The sequence below is a fragment of the Nibribacter koreensis genome, assembly GCF_039541795.1.
Classification (GTDB): domain Bacteria; phylum Bacteroidota; class Bacteroidia; order Cytophagales; family Hymenobacteraceae; genus Nibribacter; species Nibribacter koreensis.
The window spans coordinates 523,666-539,914 of the sequence record NZ_BAABGX010000003.1 but is presented as its reverse complement, the minus strand read 5'-3'; the positions used below and the strand labels follow the sequence as shown (position 1 = coordinate 539,914).

General features: G+C 50.0%; 13 protein-coding genes. 5 read left to right on the top strand and 8 right to left on the bottom strand.

What is annotated here, in order from left to right; translation table 11 throughout:
• Positions 1–6 precede the first annotated feature (6 nt).
• Entirely contained in the window at positions 7–225 is a 219-nt protein-coding gene (locus tag ABD880_RS17615) for a hypothetical protein (RefSeq protein ID WP_345169113.1), read from the top strand.
• A gap of 185 nt (positions 226–410) precedes the next feature.
• The gene (corA, locus tag ABD880_RS17610) at positions 411–1,526 is read left to right on the top strand and encodes a magnesium/cobalt transporter CorA (protein WP_345169110.1); all 1,116 of its coding nucleotides are present in this window, start codon (positions 411–413) and stop codon (positions 1,524–1,526) included.
• A 119-nt stretch (positions 1,527–1,645) separates the two neighbouring features.
• Here the strand turns inward: corA and ABD880_RS17605 are convergent, their stop codons facing one another.
• The 6 genes from ABD880_RS17605 to ABD880_RS17580 all read right to left on the bottom strand — a co-directional run bounded on the left by ABD880_RS17605 (position 1,646) and on the right by ABD880_RS17580 (position 10,782).
• Positions 1,646–3,028: a TolC family protein gene (locus ABD880_RS17605; protein WP_345169107.1), complete on the bottom strand. Its 1,383-nt coding sequence runs from the start codon at positions 3,026–3,028 to the stop codon at positions 1,646–1,648.
• 50 nt (positions 3,029–3,078) lie between these two features.
• Positions 3,079–4,446: an HlyD family secretion protein gene (locus tag ABD880_RS17600; protein ID WP_345169105.1), complete on the bottom strand. Its 1,368-nt coding sequence runs from the start codon at positions 4,444–4,446 to the stop codon at positions 3,079–3,081.
• Positions 4,446–6,170, bottom strand: coding sequence for a peptidase domain-containing ABC transporter (locus ABD880_RS17595; RefSeq protein ID WP_345169102.1), 1,725 nt, complete (start codon positions 6,168–6,170; stop codon positions 4,446–4,448). Before ABD880_RS17595 ends, ABD880_RS17600 begins: the two co-directional genes overlap by 1 nt.
• A 7-nt stretch (positions 6,171–6,177) precedes the next feature.
• Positions 6,178–6,882, bottom strand: coding sequence for a TetR/AcrR family transcriptional regulator (locus ABD880_RS17590; protein ID WP_345169099.1), 705 nt, complete (start codon positions 6,880–6,882; stop codon positions 6,178–6,180).
• Between the two features lie 334 nt (positions 6,883–7,216).
• Positions 7,217–7,807, bottom strand: coding sequence for a YceI family protein (locus ABD880_RS17585; protein ID WP_345169098.1), 591 nt, complete (start codon positions 7,805–7,807; stop codon positions 7,217–7,219).
• 269 nt (positions 7,808–8,076) lie between these two features.
• Entirely contained in the window at positions 8,077–10,782 is a 2,706-nt protein-coding gene (locus tag ABD880_RS17580) for a hypothetical protein (protein WP_345169097.1), read from the bottom strand.
• A 327-nt stretch (positions 10,783–11,109) separates the two neighbouring features.
• Between ABD880_RS17580 and dtd the strand changes: the two genes are divergently transcribed.
• Positions 11,110–11,562 (top strand): D-aminoacyl-tRNA deacylase, encoded by a 453-nt coding sequence (dtd, locus tag ABD880_RS17575; RefSeq protein ID WP_345169095.1) that lies wholly within the window; start codon positions 11,110–11,112, stop codon positions 11,560–11,562.
• Positions 11,563–11,744: 182 nt separating this feature from the next.
• A complete protein-coding gene (locus ABD880_RS17570; protein WP_345169094.1) occupies positions 11,745–12,074 on the top strand; it encodes a nucleotide pyrophosphohydrolase in 330 nt (109 codons plus the stop codon).
• Positions 12,075–12,191: 117 nt separating this feature from the next.
• Here ABD880_RS17570 and ABD880_RS17565 read toward each other — a convergent pair whose 3' ends face one another.
• Positions 12,192–12,899 (bottom strand): 2-phosphosulfolactate phosphatase, encoded by a 708-nt coding sequence (locus ABD880_RS17565; RefSeq protein ID WP_345169092.1) that lies wholly within the window; start codon positions 12,897–12,899, stop codon positions 12,192–12,194.
• A gap of 165 nt (positions 12,900–13,064) precedes the next feature.
• Positions 13,065–14,159: a glycine cleavage system aminomethyltransferase GcvT gene (gene gcvT / locus ABD880_RS17560; protein ID WP_345169089.1), complete on the bottom strand. Its 1,095-nt coding sequence runs from the start codon at positions 14,157–14,159 to the stop codon at positions 13,065–13,067.
• A 547-nt stretch (positions 14,160–14,706) separates the two neighbouring features.
• Here gcvT and ABD880_RS17555 point away from each other — a divergent pair.
• Entirely contained in the window at positions 14,707–16,209 is a 1,503-nt protein-coding gene (locus ABD880_RS17555; RefSeq protein WP_345169086.1) for a sensor histidine kinase, read from the top strand.
• The last annotated feature ends 40 nt before the right edge of the window (positions 16,210–16,249 follow it).

The following is a 16,249-nucleotide window of genomic DNA, read 5'->3' as shown; positions in this document are numbered from 1 at the left end:
TGGAAAGTGGACGAGTCGTTTTTGGGCTGTTTTCTGGAAAATAGGCTAAAAACGGACCTGGATGTAAATCCCCTCTCCCTCTGGGAGAGGGCTAGGGTGAGGGTATCATTTCATAGGCTTCTGCTTGTTGCCTCAATTCCTTTCCCCCTCATCCTAACCTTCTCCCTCAGGGAGAAGGGACTTCCCTACTGTTTGAAGCCAGGATACTATGAATTAAGTCTTTAGTAGTCGCTGCCTGGATACTATTAATCATTATCCCATTAAATACCATATGCTTTTCATTTTTCATTGGTCATTAATTACTAGTTACTGGTCATTATTCAGTGGTCATTAATCATTCTTCTAGCTTTTGCGTACCTTTTGCTCGTGGGCGTTTCTTGTAGCGCCTAACTGCCTAAAATCACTATTGCATGACGCCTAGTCCTACCAAGCAATTCACCAAAAACATCTTAGAACGCAAAGTCGGGCAGAAACCGGGCTTTTTGAATGTTCATGAGCATTCGCTTCCGCCCAGGCTGTTTATGGTCTCCTTTGACGGTGATTTGTATGAAAGCCGCGAGTTTGAGAACTATGACAGCCTCATGGCGGCCTTTGTGAGTCAGCCGCAGGCGCGCCACTGGATAGATGTGCGGGGCTACCAAAACCTGGAGCTGATGGAGCGCCTCATGCTAGACTTTCAGATACACGCCTTGCAGATGGAGGACGTGATCAATGACTACCAGCGCCCCAAAGTAGAGGAAGACGGCAACCGGTTGTTCATCATTTCGCGCATGGTCACCTTTACCGAAGAGCATGAGATTGACGATGACCAGATTTCCCTGTTCACGGGTCCCAATTACGTGCTTACCCTGCAGAGTGATTATGAGGATTGTCTAAACCCCTTACGCGAACGCATACGGGCGGGCAAGGGAAGCATCCGGAAGAAATCCTCCATATACCTGGCCTATGCCATCCTGGACGTGGTGCTGGATCATTACTTCCCGGCCATGGCGCAACTAGGCGAGTACGCCGAGGAACTGGAAGACTGCCTGTTTGAAAACCCCAGCAAAAAACTCCTGAGCCAGATCCTGGACCTGAAGCGCGAGGTGGTTAAAATAAGGCGCATTATCTGGCCAGAGCGCGACAAGATCAATGAGATTCTGCGCATGGACGAGGCACAAATTCCGCATGATCTTAGAATCTACTTTAAAGACATCTATGACCACGCGGTTCAGTTGATAGACTTGGTAGACAACTACAGAGAGACCACCAGCAGCCTCACAGACCTGTACCTGTCCAATGTGAGCAACCGCATGAATGAGGTCATGAAAGTACTTACTATCATTTCTACCATCTTCATTCCTTTGAGTTTTATTGTGGGCTTGTACGGCATGAACTTCTCCAGAGAGCAGCCTGACGGCGAAATAAACCCCTTGAACATGCCGGAACTCTACCACCCCTACGGCTATGTGACTTTGCTGGGCTTTATGGGCTTGGTAGTGGTGGGCATGGTCTATTACTTCTACCGCAAAGGCTGGCTAAATTAAGTACCTGCCATCCTCATTTTATGTGCAGATGACCTCCTTATGTGCATAAAACAGCCTTAGAGGTGACGCTGTAGGTTTGGCAGTAATTTTACCAACAACCTATCATCTGTTTTTAAAGCCTATCTGGTTGCCCCAATGCCAAGGTCTCCTGCGGCCCATTGCAGGTAGTACTTGGCTTTTGCGTATTTGGTCTTTAGCTCATAGAGCTTTATCTGTTGGCTTAGAAGGTTGGCCTCGCGGGTATTGACCAGAAAAAGGGAGCTTTCGCCGTTTTCAAACCGTTCCTGCTCGCCGCGCTGCAACAATTCACTGTTGCGTATAATCTGTTCCTGCAATTGTATCTGCTCTTCTAGCTGTTTCCGTTCATTGTAAGAGGCTTGGACCAGGTTCAGGCTCTCGCGGGTGGTTTGGGCCAGTTCTAGTTGGGTGGCGTTGATCTTGAGCCGCGTTATCTGCAACTTGCCCCGCTCCTGCCGTAAGAAAAGAGGCACGCTAAAGCTGGCGCCCAGCTTGTAATTATCTGACAGATACCGCTCTTGCAGCCACTGCTCTCCTGCCGTGCCGCCGGTTCCAATCACATTGTACTCCAGATTGAGTTTGGGCAACAGCTTGTTTTGCGTAAAGCGCCGTTCTATGTCTAGCTGCCTCAATTTTATCTGAAGCTTCATCACCTCTGGGTGCCGCTCCCGGGCCTGGTCCAACAAAACAGCAACGTCTTGAGCAGCCAAAGGCTCTAGCTCTGTGCCCTGCAAGGAGGGAGTCACCTGGGCGGGCAACTCCAGAGGCGTGTTGTTTTCTCCCCACAGATAATTGGACACCAATAGGGCGGCGTTCTGGCTTTCTAGCTGCGCTTGGGCAAGTAAGGCTTGCCGGTTCTGGACTTCAATCTGGGCTTCTACAGAGTCAATAGCTGCTAGGTCTCCCTCCTTTACTCTTTCCTTCACTGCCTGTAAGCGCACGTTGGCCAATTGCAGCCCTTGCGCCAGCAACTGTCCTCTATGGTAGGCATTGGCCCAGTCCCAGTAAGCTTTGGTGGCCTCCAGCAGCAACTTGTTGATGTTCTTCACGCGGTCAGCCTCTGCCAGGGCAAGCGCCTGTTTGGCCTGCTGTAAGGTGGCTCTGCGTTCGTCTATGAGCAATCCCTGCCCAATGGGTACAGAGAGGCCCACGTACTGGAGTCCTTGAGACGAGGTGACGTTCTCAGGATTGACATTGGCGCCCTGGTTGCGCTCATAGCCCGCCTTTACCTCGCCAATCCAGAGCGGCACTTTTAGCACATTGTCCCACAACGTATAATAGTTCTTGCCGCCTAATTCCTTCTGGTAGAACTTTGACGCTGCCACCGGGTCAAAAACCCCTCTGGCCATGCGTAGTTCCTGCCGGGCCTGCTCAGAAAGCTGGTTGGCCTGCCGCGCTACCGGATGGTGCAACGCCATCTGATTGATTAAATCCTGGATGGTAAAGACGGCGGTACTGTCTCCCGCACGGCTTTGCCCACTCATCAGGAGCAAGACTGCACTTAAGATTACGCACAAGAAAAACCTGTTGCCTCTCATTTCTCTTCTTTCACGGATGCTTTTCCTTGTTCCTCTTTCTGGCCAGTCACCTCGCCCACGTAGTCCGGCGGAAAGGCATTTAGCTGGCGCCATAGTTCATACCAGATGGACACGTCATTTAACATCACCCAACCGTAGGCGCCTGAACCCACGCGCACCGCTTCCGGCCAAGGACCTTCGGCGGGGTCTGGCACTACCAGAATCCGGTATTTGCCTTGGCTGTCCAGGTTGTCAATGACAGCCACTTTGCCCCCAAACGTACCAAAGCCCAGATTGGGCCAACCAGAGAAGACCAAAGCCGGCCAGCCTTCAAACTGCAATCGCACCTCCCGGCCTACCGCCAAAAGCGGAACGTCCATGGGCCGTACATACAGCTGCACGGCCAGCTGTGGATCTGCCGGCATAATACTACACACCGGCTCCCCTTCTTTAAGCGTTTCGCCAATACCAGCCTTTAAGGCCCGTACCACGTACCCATCCTGCGGCGCGGTGATTTGATAAAAAGAGCTTCTAATCTGAGTGTTGGCATACTCGTTCTCCATTTTAGAGATTTCGCCCTTGCTGTCGTTCACGTAGGCCAGGGTGGCGTTCAGGTCAGACCGCGCCTTGGAAATCTTATCCTGGTATTCGGCCTCTAAAGAAGAAAGCTCAATGCGGGCGTTCTGCTTTTCATTTCGGCTGATGTTGAGTTTGTTTTGCACGCTCTGCCGCTTGGCCTGTACTTCCTGGAACTTGAGCCGGCGGCTTTCCAGCTCTGTCAGGGATTTAAGGCCCTGTTGGTAGAGTTTTTCCTGCCGGGCGTACTGGCTCTGGGCTACCTCATATTCTGCCTGCATGGCCACCAACTCTGCGCTGTCACTTTGCACCTTTAAGTTGGCCTGTAGCATTTTGTTGCGGGCCTTCTGCAAACTAAACTGCAAGCCTTCTTGCAAAGCGGCAATCTGTTTTTGAAGAGCATCGGCTTTTGCCTGGGTAGCCGACAGGCTTCCTCCCTTGGCCTGCAACTGCTCTTCTAGGCGGCTCAGCAGCTGGGGGTCAAAGTATTTTTCCTTTACTTCAGAAAGCACCACTAGGGTGTCTCCTTTTTTCACCTTCTGACCCTCCTGCACCTGCCATTTTTCTATTCTGCCCGCAATGGTACTGTGCACGGTCTGGGGTCTGTCTTGCGCCTGTAGCGTGGTAATGGACCCGGTAGACCGTATGTTCTGCGTCCAGGGCAACCAAAGGGCAATGAACAGTAAGGTAAACAGCCCGATGGTCCAATACGCCAGCACTTTGGCCAGCTTGGGCTTGGTTACTAGCTTAAAGGAGCTGAACTGTTCCCACTCCTCTTGCACCGGATGATTTGTTGTCTGCTTTGCCATTACACCACCTTGTTAAATGCTGCCTTGACAGCTTCTGGCCCGGTCACTACTTGTTGTACTTTACCTGCTTGCAAAAGCGCCACTCTGGAGCAATGCCCCATGACGGCCTTATCATTAGAGATAACCACTACCGTCCAAGGCATTTCTGGGGTGAAGAGCCGACCGGCTATTCTAGCCCTGAGCGGCTTGTTTACCAGCGGCAGAAAATTATCCAGCAACAGCAGTTTAGGTTTTCTGGCTATGCTGCGCGCCAGGGCCAACCGTTGCGCCACGCCATTGGGAATTCCCTTTGAATTGCTGTGAATCATGGTGTAAAGCCCCTCTGGCCTACTTTGGATGTAGTCAGAGAGTTCTACCGTCTGCAGGGCCCACAAGACATCTTCTAAGGTGACGTTGGGTTGCCCCAGCGTGATGTTCTCTAAGATGGATCCTTCAAACAAAAGGGCGGGCAAGAGGTAGAAGCCAATGTGTTCATGCAGGGCCTCGGGCTGGTAATCATTCAGGGACAGGCCGTTCACTACCACCGCGCCCTCATAGTCTGTATGGATGCCCGCCAGAATCTGTAACAACGTAGACCTGCCCGCCTCCTCAGCGCCGGCCAGACATAGCTTTTCGCCGGAAGCTACAGTGAGGTCTACTCCCTGCAGGGCAGGCGCCTGGGCGTTGGCGTAGGTAAAGAACAGGTTCCTTACCTGGACAGACACCCCCTGCGTGGTAGAAGGCATTTCTCTGGTAAGCCCCTTGGTTTCTTCCATGGGTAGGTCTGTCACGCCTCCTAGTTTCTCAAGGCTGGTTAAGACATCATACACCACGTCTAGTTTTACCAGCAGCTTTTCTACGGCGGTAATGATTAGGATGATGATGATCTCAGAAGCCACAAACTGCCCCAGGTTGATCTCCTGGTTTAGCAACAGCATGCTTCCCATCAACAACAGACCCGCAGTAATGACGGTTTTAAAACCTATGAACCCTATGTATTGAGTGATGAGGACTTTAAAATGATTGCTTCTGGCCTTTAGGTATCTGCTGGTATAAAAGTCTGTCTTCTCTAAGGACAACTTCTCCTGCGAAGCCGATTTAAAGATGGTGATGTTGTTGGCCACCTCTTCTAACCAGTGCACCAGCCGGTATTTGTACTTAGACTCCTCCAGACTGGTCCGCATGCCTTTAGGGCTGGTGAACTTAATGATGAGGATGAGCATGATCACCAGCACCAAACCGAAGAAGATGAAATACGGATGGTAAAAAGATAGCAGAATCACCCCAAACAGAATCTGAATGGCCGCCGCAGAGAAGTCTGTGAGCATTTTGGCCAATCCTTTTTGCAGGGAGATGACGTCAAAAAAGCGGTTCATCATCTCGGGCAGGTTCTGCTTGGCCAGCTGGTTGCCTTTTATTTTGGTGAGGTGCGTAGTGAATTGGAAAGCCTTGGTGGCAAAGATGCGCTGCTGGATGTGCTCAACCAGGTAAAGCTGCATGACCTGCAACCCGCCCACTACCAAAACGCCCAGAATGATTAACACAATAAGCACCGTTACGGACGTAACCATCTGCCCACTGGAGACAAACCCAATCAGGCTTTGTATACCCAAAGGCAAGGAAAGGCTTACTAGTCCAGAGAAAATGGCATATAGGTAGATGTACCCAATGACCTTGCGCTCAGATGAGAGCAATTCTAAAAACCGCTTGAAAGGAGTAGGTGAGATTAGTGGCTTTGTAGACATATATACATCAACGGTTTAAAGAGGGCAAGTCTGCCCCTGGGGCAATGGCACTAAAAGCAAGGTGATGCAGAAACGGCAACAATGTATTTTCGCCAGATTCATTCACTTGTACCTCTGTAAGCGACGGCAGGTGCTGCGCAAAAAACAAATGCTTGCGGGTGGCCTCAAACAGCGTGGTGATCAACGCATGCGGAAAAAGGTAAACCGGGTTTATCTCTAACACCACCAAGGCCATCTTATGGCAGATGCTCTTGTAATCCTGAAAAAGCCCTTCCTTGTTGTTAGAGTCTACCTCCTTGGTTAAGTAGGCTTTAGAGGCTTCTAAGATGACTATCCTAGACAGCGCTTGCACGTCTGCCTGCGGGTTTAAACCATCATGCAACTGGCTTTCTGCTAATATTTTGAGGAAAATCTCTAGCTTCTCTGTAGCATTGGTCACGTTGTGGGTATGGTAGCTAAGCCTGTAGTCCAACCAGTTCCAATACCAGGACACCAGATACAGCAGAAGCTTGTGCTTGTTCTCAAAATACCGGTAAATAGACGCCTCTGTTGAAGAGATGCTTATGGCCAGTTTTTTAAACGTGAAATGCTCAAAGCCCAATTCATCAATGAGCTTGATAGACTCTCGCACAATCACCCTACCCAGTTCCGTGAGCTCAGGATCTCGTATATAAAGCTTATTGTTCAACTCTACCTTAATGGTTGTACTCATGCAGCTAGCGGACGTAGATTATAAAAAAGGCTACTACCCTCAAAAATAATAGCAATACTATTACAAAGACAATAACTACTATCTAATTGTTTACAAAAAGAGCATATTTTTTTCTTTAAACGGCCTTACACGTTGGTATCAAGCTCATTATAAAATAAAAACTACCACTGTACCAGACTAGCAACGCGTTTGCCATGTTATCCTCTCTTATCCAAATATTCTAACCAGGCAGGCACCTGCATAAAAGATTGCTTGACTAAAAGCAACGGTAAAACAAAAAGCCCTGCCCCCATGCATATGCACAAGGACAGGGCTTTTAAAGAAAAGGTGTTTATTATTTCTGGGCTACCAGGTCAACGTTCAAGATGAACTCATTGTCAATGGCTTTATCGCCTAGGTTGTCAAAGAAGCTTCCAGAACCATACTTGATGTCATAAGCAGTTCTGTCAACTTTAATAGCGGCTTTGGCTTTAATCTGATTGCCAGCGTGCGTCACCGTGGCCGGGAACGAAATTGGCTTTTTGATGCCTTTGATGGTCAGGTCACCGTTGATTAGGTACTGGCCGTTTTTGGCTTTGGTTACTTTAGTGATAGCCAAGGTAGAAGTTGGATATTTGTCTGTGGCAAAGAAGTCATCGTTCTTTAAGTGCCCTACTAACTGCTGGTTGTATTTGGCGTCAGTGATGTCTGTGTTACTGATAGAAGTCATGTCCATAGTGAACGTACCGCCAGTGATGTTTTTACCGTTGCTGGTCAATTTACCCTGCGCAATTTTGATGGCGCCCGAGTGCTCACCGGCTACCTTCTTCCCTACCCAGGTTACTTTAGACTGACCGTTTACTACTTTGTAGTCAATGCCCTTGCCGGCAAAAGAGAACGTTACAAAGGCCACCAGGGCTACTAATAAGGTGTTTTTTAATTTCATGGCTATGGTTATTTTTTATTTGATGTTACAAATGTATAAACAAATGATGTATATACATATGTTTACATGAAAAATATTTTTTTGGTTCAGGTATGAGCCAAATTTCTTTTAGGATTGAAGATTGGCGTAGCTCACTGCCCGCTACCAAAACCCACGCAGCTTTTCCTTTTCAGACAGTTTTCTAAAAAACAGGGCAAAAACGAAAAGCTGTCTGAGCAGAGACTCTCTTTTTAATTAATCGGGAATTTTTGCGCGGCCGCAAGCAGAGATTAATCCCGGCCCTGCACTATGATCTTCTGCACCGCATCCTTATAGGTGGCAAAGACGGTGTATTGGTTCTGCACCTCATGGTAGCGCACTGTTACCGGTGAACTGGCGTTGATAGGCTCCTGCCCTAGCGGCTGGGCCTGCACGTCATACAGATACGCTTTGCCAGGCCCTGTTTCTGTAATCACATAGAGCTTGCGGTCGCCCCCAAAATGGAAGTACTGGATCACTTTCCTGGACGAGGTCACAAACCTCCTATCTAAAAGTAGTTTTAAGTCTTGGCTATACAAGGCTACGCGACCCGGGTCTGTCCTGGCAATGATAAACGACTTGCCCCCAACCTCGGGCACCAGCTCAAACGTGCTTCTTCTGTCTGTGCGCAGGAGTTGCTCTCTTTTGGTGATTTCGCCGGTCAAGTCAAAGGTGATCACCTGTCCGTCTTGGGTGACGGTGGTGAACAGGGAGCGCCTAAACGAAATACCCGGCTTGGCATACACCGTAGAGCGCAGGTTCTTCTCCAGGTTCAACGGGAATCCCGGATACGTTTCGCCCTGCGTGGTGAACGCATAGACAAATCCATTCTCCAAGACCACCACAATCACATCACGGCCATTTACCTTATGATGCTGGGGCGGCGCGGCCAAGCGGCTGTCCAGGCGCATGGGGCTCCAGCCTGTCTGCAGATTCCCCTGCATGTCCAGCAAGTACAGATTGCCCAGGTTGTCATCGGCGGCCAGGCGGTAGTCACCGTTCTTGTTGTAGTCAAAGGCCGTGAGGTGCTGCAATTTTAGCGTGTCTCCCAACGTGAACGGGAAGCTGTTGACATCCTTGCCGTTCTTATCAACGCAATGGATGCGGTTAGGCGTGGCGTAAAGGTATTTGAGGCGGTTGTCCGGTCCGTAAATCAATTGCTGCACCTGTCCAATGAGGGGGCTTTCCAAGGTGTCGGTCCAGTTCTGCTTGCCCGTCTGCGTGCCCAGGCCATATACCACCAAGGAGGAGTCCTGCACCACCACTTCGTCTGAACGGTCTACGGGATACTGCGTCAAGAACGCCGAGGTCAGCAACTGGCTTTTAAAGGCAAATGCATCCTCCTGCCTGAACCCCGCACTGGCCAGCACCGCCTTCACAGAAGATTCTTCCTGGTGCCTTAGCAACAGGCTGGTATAGAAGCGTTCCTCTTTGGCACTAAACTGAAAACTGAAGTGGTTGAATTTCTTGATGATGGAGCTGTTGCGCACCAGGGCCGTCTGCTTTTCTGTACTCATGCCGCGCATGAGCAGGTTCCAGGCATTGGCCGTATTGATGTAGAGGCCCACGTTGTCTTCTTGCTGGGTTTGCTCTAATAGGGGTTGCAGGGCCTCTGACTTGCTCCAGACCCTGCCCGCCTCTACCTCTTTTAAGAGCGTGCGCATGGTCTGCACATCATCTGTAAACAGAATGTAATCACTCAAGGTAGTGTAATACACCTGCTCAAAGCCCCTGAACAGCTCGCCAAACAATTGTTCTGGGAGTTCACGGGTGGTTAGGAGCCTGATCACGTTTTTGCCGTGGCGTTCCTCAGTGCCGTTGGTGCGCCCGGGTTGCAGGCGGTTGAGCAGGGCACTGGTATACGCCGGATTGCTAGACTGTGCAAACAATACTTTCTCTGTGGCAGTCTTGGTGTCATATGACTCCAGGTAGCACAAACCCAGTTCACCGGCAAACGAGTTGGCCAGCGTGTCTACAAAGCCAGGGCCGTCCTTTCCCGGTCCGCCCTTGAGCGCGCCCATCTTGTCCAGGCCCATGTGCAAGACCACCGCCGCACTGCTGGGCAGAAAGTCCTTCATCTTAAAGGTCTTGGGCGCATGGCCTTTAAGACGGCTGTAAAGGGAACCCTCTACCGTCTCAGGTACAGAGAAGCCGTTCATGAACAGGCGGTTGTTGTCTAGCTTGAGGCCTAAAAGACTGCTTCGGCAAAGGCTACTAATGAGGTTGACATCGCCCTGCAGGTCTTTGCGCAAGAAAACGCCTAAGAGGTCTGGCAAGTGCTGGTAATTGATGAAGATGTTGGCGTAGACGTCTTTCTGGCTTAGGTAGTTGGTGGTCTTGTAGTCCTTGGCCGGCGACTCTAACTGCCCGCGGTTGATCTTGCGCACAATCTCTTCAATCAAGACTGGGCTGGGGCTTATGATCAAGTTGTTGTGGTAAGAGAAGTAGGACAGGTTCTCTTTGTTACCGTTATGCGATATATCTGTGATCTGGAAGCCCTGGTACTCTCTAAGCTCCTGGCGGTATTCTGGGTTGCGCCCCAGGTTCTCTACCAGCGTGCGTATGTAGCGGTGCTCGCCTACGGTCTTTACCGGCACGTAATAAATAAAGTCAAAGTCTGAGCGGCCCAGCACGTGCATGGACACCAGCACGTTCTTCTTGGTCAGGAATTTCTTAAGCTGAATGCGGCCCGAGGAAAGAGTGTCTAGCAGTGAAAGTTGGTCTTCTAACCGAAGCACGTACGGCATGCGGGACACCGTGGCCCACAAATCTGTCTGTTGCAGGTGGTCAACAAAGCGCGGCGCGTTGTTGGTCTCAATTACAAAAACGGCATCATCGGGTACTACCGTCCAGAGATCCACTTTCTCGCGGGTCTCCTGCCATTTTGTAAATCCGTAAAATCCCAGCGCACCCAGCACCAACAAGCCACACAGCCAGTAAATCGTCTTTTTCGGCATCCTTACAGAGTTAGGAACCACAAAAATAACGGAAAAAGCTGCGCTTCAGCGTTTAGGCCCCGGCAATTTGCATATACTGTCATTCTAGCCTTGTGGCCGCACTTTTCTTTTTATCTTGCCAAGGATAAATGTGCTAATGGGGAATGTGCTGATGTGCTAATTGATTTGGAAATGTATAGATGTGAAAATTTGCAAATGGGTGGCGGGTGGTAAGCTGCTCTTCTTTTGACCTGATTTCTGGGAAATAAGCCAAAAACGGATTTTACTAGAAGTGGCTCTTCAATAGCTCCTCATGTCCTCTTAGCTTTTAATAAATAAATAGATTTTATGCGCGTAGCGATACAACGAGTAAACCAGGCTTCTGTAGTAATAGACGGAAAAGTGAACGGACAGATTGAGCAGGGGCTGTTGGTATTGGCCGGCTTTACGCCCACAGATACCAAAGAAGACTTGCAATGGACCGCCAAGAAAACAGCCCAGCTGCGCATCTTCTCAGATGACCAGGACAAAATGAACCTGAGTGTGCAGGACGTAAACGGCGGCATTCTCCTCATCAGTCAGTTCACGCTATACGCCAGTACTAAGAAAGGCAACCGTCCCTCTTACATTGAGGCCGCGCCGCCCGCCGTGGCCATTCCCTTGTATGAGCAGTTCCATCAATTTTTAGAGGCTGAACTAGGCAGACCCATCCCCACCGGTGTCTTTGGCGCAGACATGAAAGTTAGCCTCATCAATGACGGGCCAGTCACCATCACCATTGATTCTCAGAACAAAGAATAGGTTGTTGGTTGTTAATGACTGATTGCGTGAAAAGACCACTAGACCGTTTTTAGGTTACTTTCCAGAAAACAGGCCAAAAACGAAAAAGCTGGCCACGCCCCATGCATTTCCAAATCTGCTCATCTCCAAATTTTCAAATCAATTAGCACATCAGCACATTAAATCATTAGCACATTACCCAAATGACCTTACAAGAAGCCCAAGAAACCGTAGATACCTGGATAAAAGACGTAGGCGTGCGCTACTTCTCTGAACTCACCAACCTAGCCATTCTCACCGAGGAAGTAGGCGAAGTAGCCCGCATCATTGCCCGCCGCTACGGCGACCAGAGCTTCAAGAAAAGCGACGAGGACGTGAACCTAGGTGAAGAGCTAGCCGATGTGCTGTTTGTGCTCATTGCCCTGGCCAACCAGACCGGCGTCAACCTCACCGAGGAGTTTGAAAAAGGCCTGGCCAAACGTACCCACCGCGACAAGGACCGCCACCAGAACAACCCGAAACTGAAAGACTGAGCCAAAAACGTTTTTAGTCTAGTTTCTGGAAAACAGGCAAAAAACGGAAGGGGCTCTTACTCTGTAAGTAAGGGCCCCTTCCGTTTTTTGCTTTGAACAATGGATAACTAACAACGACTATTTAGCAGGTACCAGAAAATCGCCTTCCAGCACCGGCACTACGTCATAGACGTCATGCTGCAAACAGAACTCAATGTCTGGTAGAATGTGCAGGCGCTCCAGGCGCTGTACGTGGCTGGACTTGGACAAGTAGCCTAGCAAATCATGCTTGGCACTTTGGTACATAGAATGCGCGGCCAGCGTGGCGTCATGGTTCAGGGAGAAATCATCTTCTAAGCGCTCAGCCAAGGCGCCGGCAAACAGCGTATCCTCCAGATTGAACAGCCCCTTCCAGCCGGCGCAAACCACCACTACGTCTTTGTTAGCGGCCTTCAGGTAATTGGCCACCGCCCCAACGTTCAGGAAAGCGCCTACTATGACCGCGTCTGCGGTGCGGGACCGATTGATAGCCTGCGTTCCGTTGGTGGTCGTGATGGCCAGGAAACGGCCTTTTACGCCATCTTCACGGTAATGGAACGGCGAGTTGCCCAGGTCAAACCCTTCAGCTTTTACGCCGTCGCGCTCTGCGGCCACCAGGTAGTTCTGCTCTTTGTAGGCCAAACATTCATGCAGTTCACTCACGGGGGCAATGTGCGTGACGCCGTGGGCCAGGGCGGTGACCATGCTGGACGTAGCGCGCAACACATCTACAGCTACGGCAATCTTTCCTTTTAAATCATACAAAGGCAACAGCTCTGGGCTGAAGCAAACATCTATAGAAGGCACGGTTTTTTGAGTTAAGAATTAAAAGTTAAGAGTTCAAAGTTTTGGAAGTAGCAGTTAGGCATAAAATAGGAGCTCCGTTTTTGACCTGATTTCTAGAAAACAAGCCAAAAACGGAGCTCCTCAAAACACCAACACTTAACTCATAACTTTTAACTCTTAACTATACTATACTGTTGGTTTATAAAACGGCAGTTTTACCACTTGGGCCTTGAGTTGCTTATTGCGCACCTTGATGAAGATCTCGGTGCCTGGCGTGGTGTACTCAGTTTGCAGGTAGCCCAAGCCAACGCCTTTACCCAAAGAAGGCGACATGGTGCCCGAAGTTACTTCGCCAATAGTCGCGCCTTCGGCGTTCACAATCTCATAGTGGCTGCGCGGAATGCCCTGCTCCATCATCTCAAAGCCAATTAGTTTGCGGCTCACGCCTTGCTCTTTCTGGGCCTTTAAGTTGTCTGCGTTGGTAAAGTCCTTACTAAACTTGGTGATCCAGCCCAAACCAGCCTCCAGTGGCGAGGTAGAATCTGTGATGTCATTGCCGTACAGGCAGTAACCCATCTCCAGACGCAGCGTGTCACGGGCGCCTAAACCAATTGGCTTGATGCCGTAAGGCTCGCCGGCTTGCATGATTTTCTCAAACACCTCTTTGGCGTTTTCATTGGGTACGTAAATTTCAAATCCACCGGCGCCGGTGTAACCCGTGGCCGAGATGATCACGTTGGGTACGCCTGCAAAGGTGCCTTTGTCAAACGTGTAATACACCATATTAGGCAAGTCCACCGGGGTCAGAGACTGAAGCGCCTGCGCAGTGTTTGGTCCTTGCACGGCAAACAGGGACATCTCATCAGAGATGTTCTCCAGCTTCACATTGCCGGTGTTGAATTGGTTGATCCAGTTCCAGTCCTTTTCAATATTAGAGGCGTTTACCACTAGCATGTACTCTTCCTCACCCAGGCAATACACCAGCAGGTCGTCCACAATACCGCCCTCCTGGTTAGGGAAGCAGGAGTACTGGATTTTGCCCGGCGTCAGTTTAGAGGCGTCATTGGAGGTAACGCGCTGAATCAGGTCCAAGGCACCCGGTCCGGTCACCATGAACTCGCCCATGTGCGACACGTCAAAAATACCCATGGCCTTGCGTACCGTGTGGTGCTCCTCTAAGTCTGAAGAGTAACGCACCGGCATGTTGTATCCGGCAAAAGGCACCATCTTGGCACCTAGGGCCTCATGCACGTCATTAAGGGCAACTTTCTTTAATTCCATATATGTCTTTGTTAGAAGGAATGACTTTACTACCTGAGCAAAAGTACTGATTTGGCGCGGGTTTGAAAACCACATCTCCTCAAGTTTTGCAGACAGCCTATAGGGTACAACCTAATGGTCTTTAGCAGGCCCGTACGCCACTATGCGGCACAGTGAACGCAAAAAGCCGGTTAAATCCAGCACTGCTCCTTTAATAAGACTTGCATAGGTTGATTCTTTTTTGAGTACAGCATTCTTCGCATAAGGTCCAAAACTCACTTAGGGCGGTAGCCGTACAGCCATTCAGCTACAAGTACCTATAGCGCTTAGTCGGGCAGAAGTTACGCAACACGCATAGGCATTACGCCAGGCACCGGCGCGCTAAACACTTGTATATCATGACCATATCACATTAACCATCTGTTGTACGCCATCAAGGTTGCCGCAAGACCTTCGGCCCAAGGCAGGTTAAGATATTTTTCTATTTTTGCGGAGATACCTCTTTTCATGGGAGGCGCTCCGTTTTCATGTTGGACTCCCGGAGGTGGCCTTTTCGTCATCTATACCCATGCATATAAAATTATCTACCAAGCTTTTTGCTGGTTTTGTCCTTATCTCTTTTCTCTTTACGGCCGTGGGGGTGGTGAACTACCGCCTGTCTGAAGACGTGATTGAGAACTCCAAGTTTGTTTCTGAGTCTCAGAACATTATCCGTAACTCTTCTTCCCTGCAACGGAACATCATTGACATGGAGACCGGTATGCGCGGTTTTCTGCTTACCGGCAATGAGGAGTTCCTGCAACCCTACCATACGGCAGACCGTCTTATGCCTGCCTTGTTCACAGACCTTAAAAAGCTGGTGGACGACTCCCCGGAGCAACTCAAGAAGATTCAGGAGATTGAGGAACTGCAGGTGAAATGGAAAAACGACTTTGCCGAATTACTCATTGCCGAGAAGCGCAAGGAGAACGAGGCAGGTGTGAGCATTAGAGGCATTAGAAACCTGGAACACGGCTATCTGGTGATCAATGAAGAAGGCAAGCGCCTCACAGACCAGATGCGTATCTACTTCAGGGCGTTTAACAGCATTGAGTACAAAGTACGCGAGGTGCGCCGTGAGCGCCTGGACAAAAGTATCAATGAGACGCGCCGGGTCTCTACTGCCCTCACTATCATCTCGGTGATGCTGGGTCTGGCCTGGGCCTACTACATTACCCGCCTCATCTCCAGACGCATCATGAAGATGGTGAACCTGGCAGACCGCATTGCCAACGGTGAATATAAGATTGCCATTGAAGACGATGCCCATGATGAGCTCACCTTGCTGTCAGACTCTCTTAACCGCATGTCTGGCACCATTGACAAAACCTTTACTGAGCTGGACAGCAAGAACAAGGAGCTGGACCAGTTTGCCTACGTGGTCTCCCATGACTTGAAGGCTCCCTTGCGCGGCATTGAGAACGCCTCTAAGTGGGTAGAAGAAGACATGGGCAAAGAACTGCCCAGCCACATACAAGAATACCTGCTCATGATGCGCGCCCGCGTGCACCGCATGGAAAACCTCATTAACGGAATTCTGGCCCTGGCCCGCGTGGGTAGAGCCAAACTAGAGGAGGAAGCCGTCAACGTGCAGCATTTACTCTTTGACGTGATAGATATGCTAAACCCGCCGGCCGGTTTTCAGGTGCATTTGCCAGACCGTTTACCCGTCCTGCGCGCTGCCAAGGTAGAGTTGCAGCAAGTGTTCAGTAACTTGATAGGAAACGCCATCAAGTACCATGACAAGCAAACTGGCAACGTCTCCATTGGGTACCAGGAGTTCCCAGACTACCACCAATTCTCTGTGGCAGATGACGGCCCGGGCATTGAGGCAGAGTACCATGAAAGAATTTTTGTCTTATTTCAGACACTCCAGGAGCGCGATGCCGTAGAAAGCACGGGCGTGGGCCTCTCCATTGTCAAGAAGATCATAGAACGGCAAGGCGGGCGCATAGAAGTATCCTCTACACCAGGCAACGGCTCTGTCTTTACCTTTACCTGGCCCAAAGCCAAATTGGCTCAGGCAGCCTAAAAATTAGTATTGAAACTTTTTTAGTCCTTAAATATATATT

Bases quoted from the DNA above. Each gene is read 5' to 3' on its own strand.
- corA (WP_345169110.1), top strand. From the start codon at position 411: ATGACGCCTAGTCCTACCAAGCAATTCACCAAAAACATCTTAGAACGC.
- ABD880_RS17595 (WP_345169102.1), bottom strand. From the start codon at position 6,170: ATGTCTACAAAGCCACTAATCTCACCTACTCCTTTCAAGCGGTTTTTA.
- ABD880_RS17555 (WP_345169086.1), top strand. From the start codon at position 14,707: ATGCATATAAAATTATCTACCAAGCTTTTTGCTGGTTTTGTCCTTATC.
- dtd (WP_345169095.1), top strand. From the start codon at position 11,110: ATGCGCGTAGCGATACAACGAGTAAACCAGGCTTCTGTAGTAATAGAC.
- ABD880_RS17600 (WP_345169105.1), bottom strand. From the start codon at position 4,446: ATGGCAAAGCAGACAACAAATCATCCGGTGCAAGAGGAGTGGGAACAG.
- ABD880_RS17580 (WP_345169097.1), bottom strand. From the start codon at position 10,782: ATGCCGAAAAAGACGATTTACTGGCTGTGTGGCTTGTTGGTGCTGGGT.
- ABD880_RS17590 (WP_345169099.1), bottom strand. From the start codon at position 6,882: ATGAGTACAACCATTAAGGTAGAGTTGAACAATAAGCTTTATATACGA.
- ABD880_RS17605 (WP_345169107.1), bottom strand. From the start codon at position 3,028: ATGAGTGGGCAAAGCCGTGCGGGAGACAGTACCGCCGTCTTTACCATC.
- gcvT (WP_345169089.1), bottom strand. From the start codon at position 14,159: ATGGAATTAAAGAAAGTTGCCCTTAATGACGTGCATGAGGCCCTAGGT.
- ABD880_RS17570 (WP_345169094.1), top strand. From the start codon at position 11,745: ATGACCTTACAAGAAGCCCAAGAAACCGTAGATACCTGGATAAAAGAC.
- ABD880_RS17585 (WP_345169098.1), bottom strand. From the start codon at position 7,807: ATGAAATTAAAAAACACCTTATTAGTAGCCCTGGTGGCCTTTGTAACG.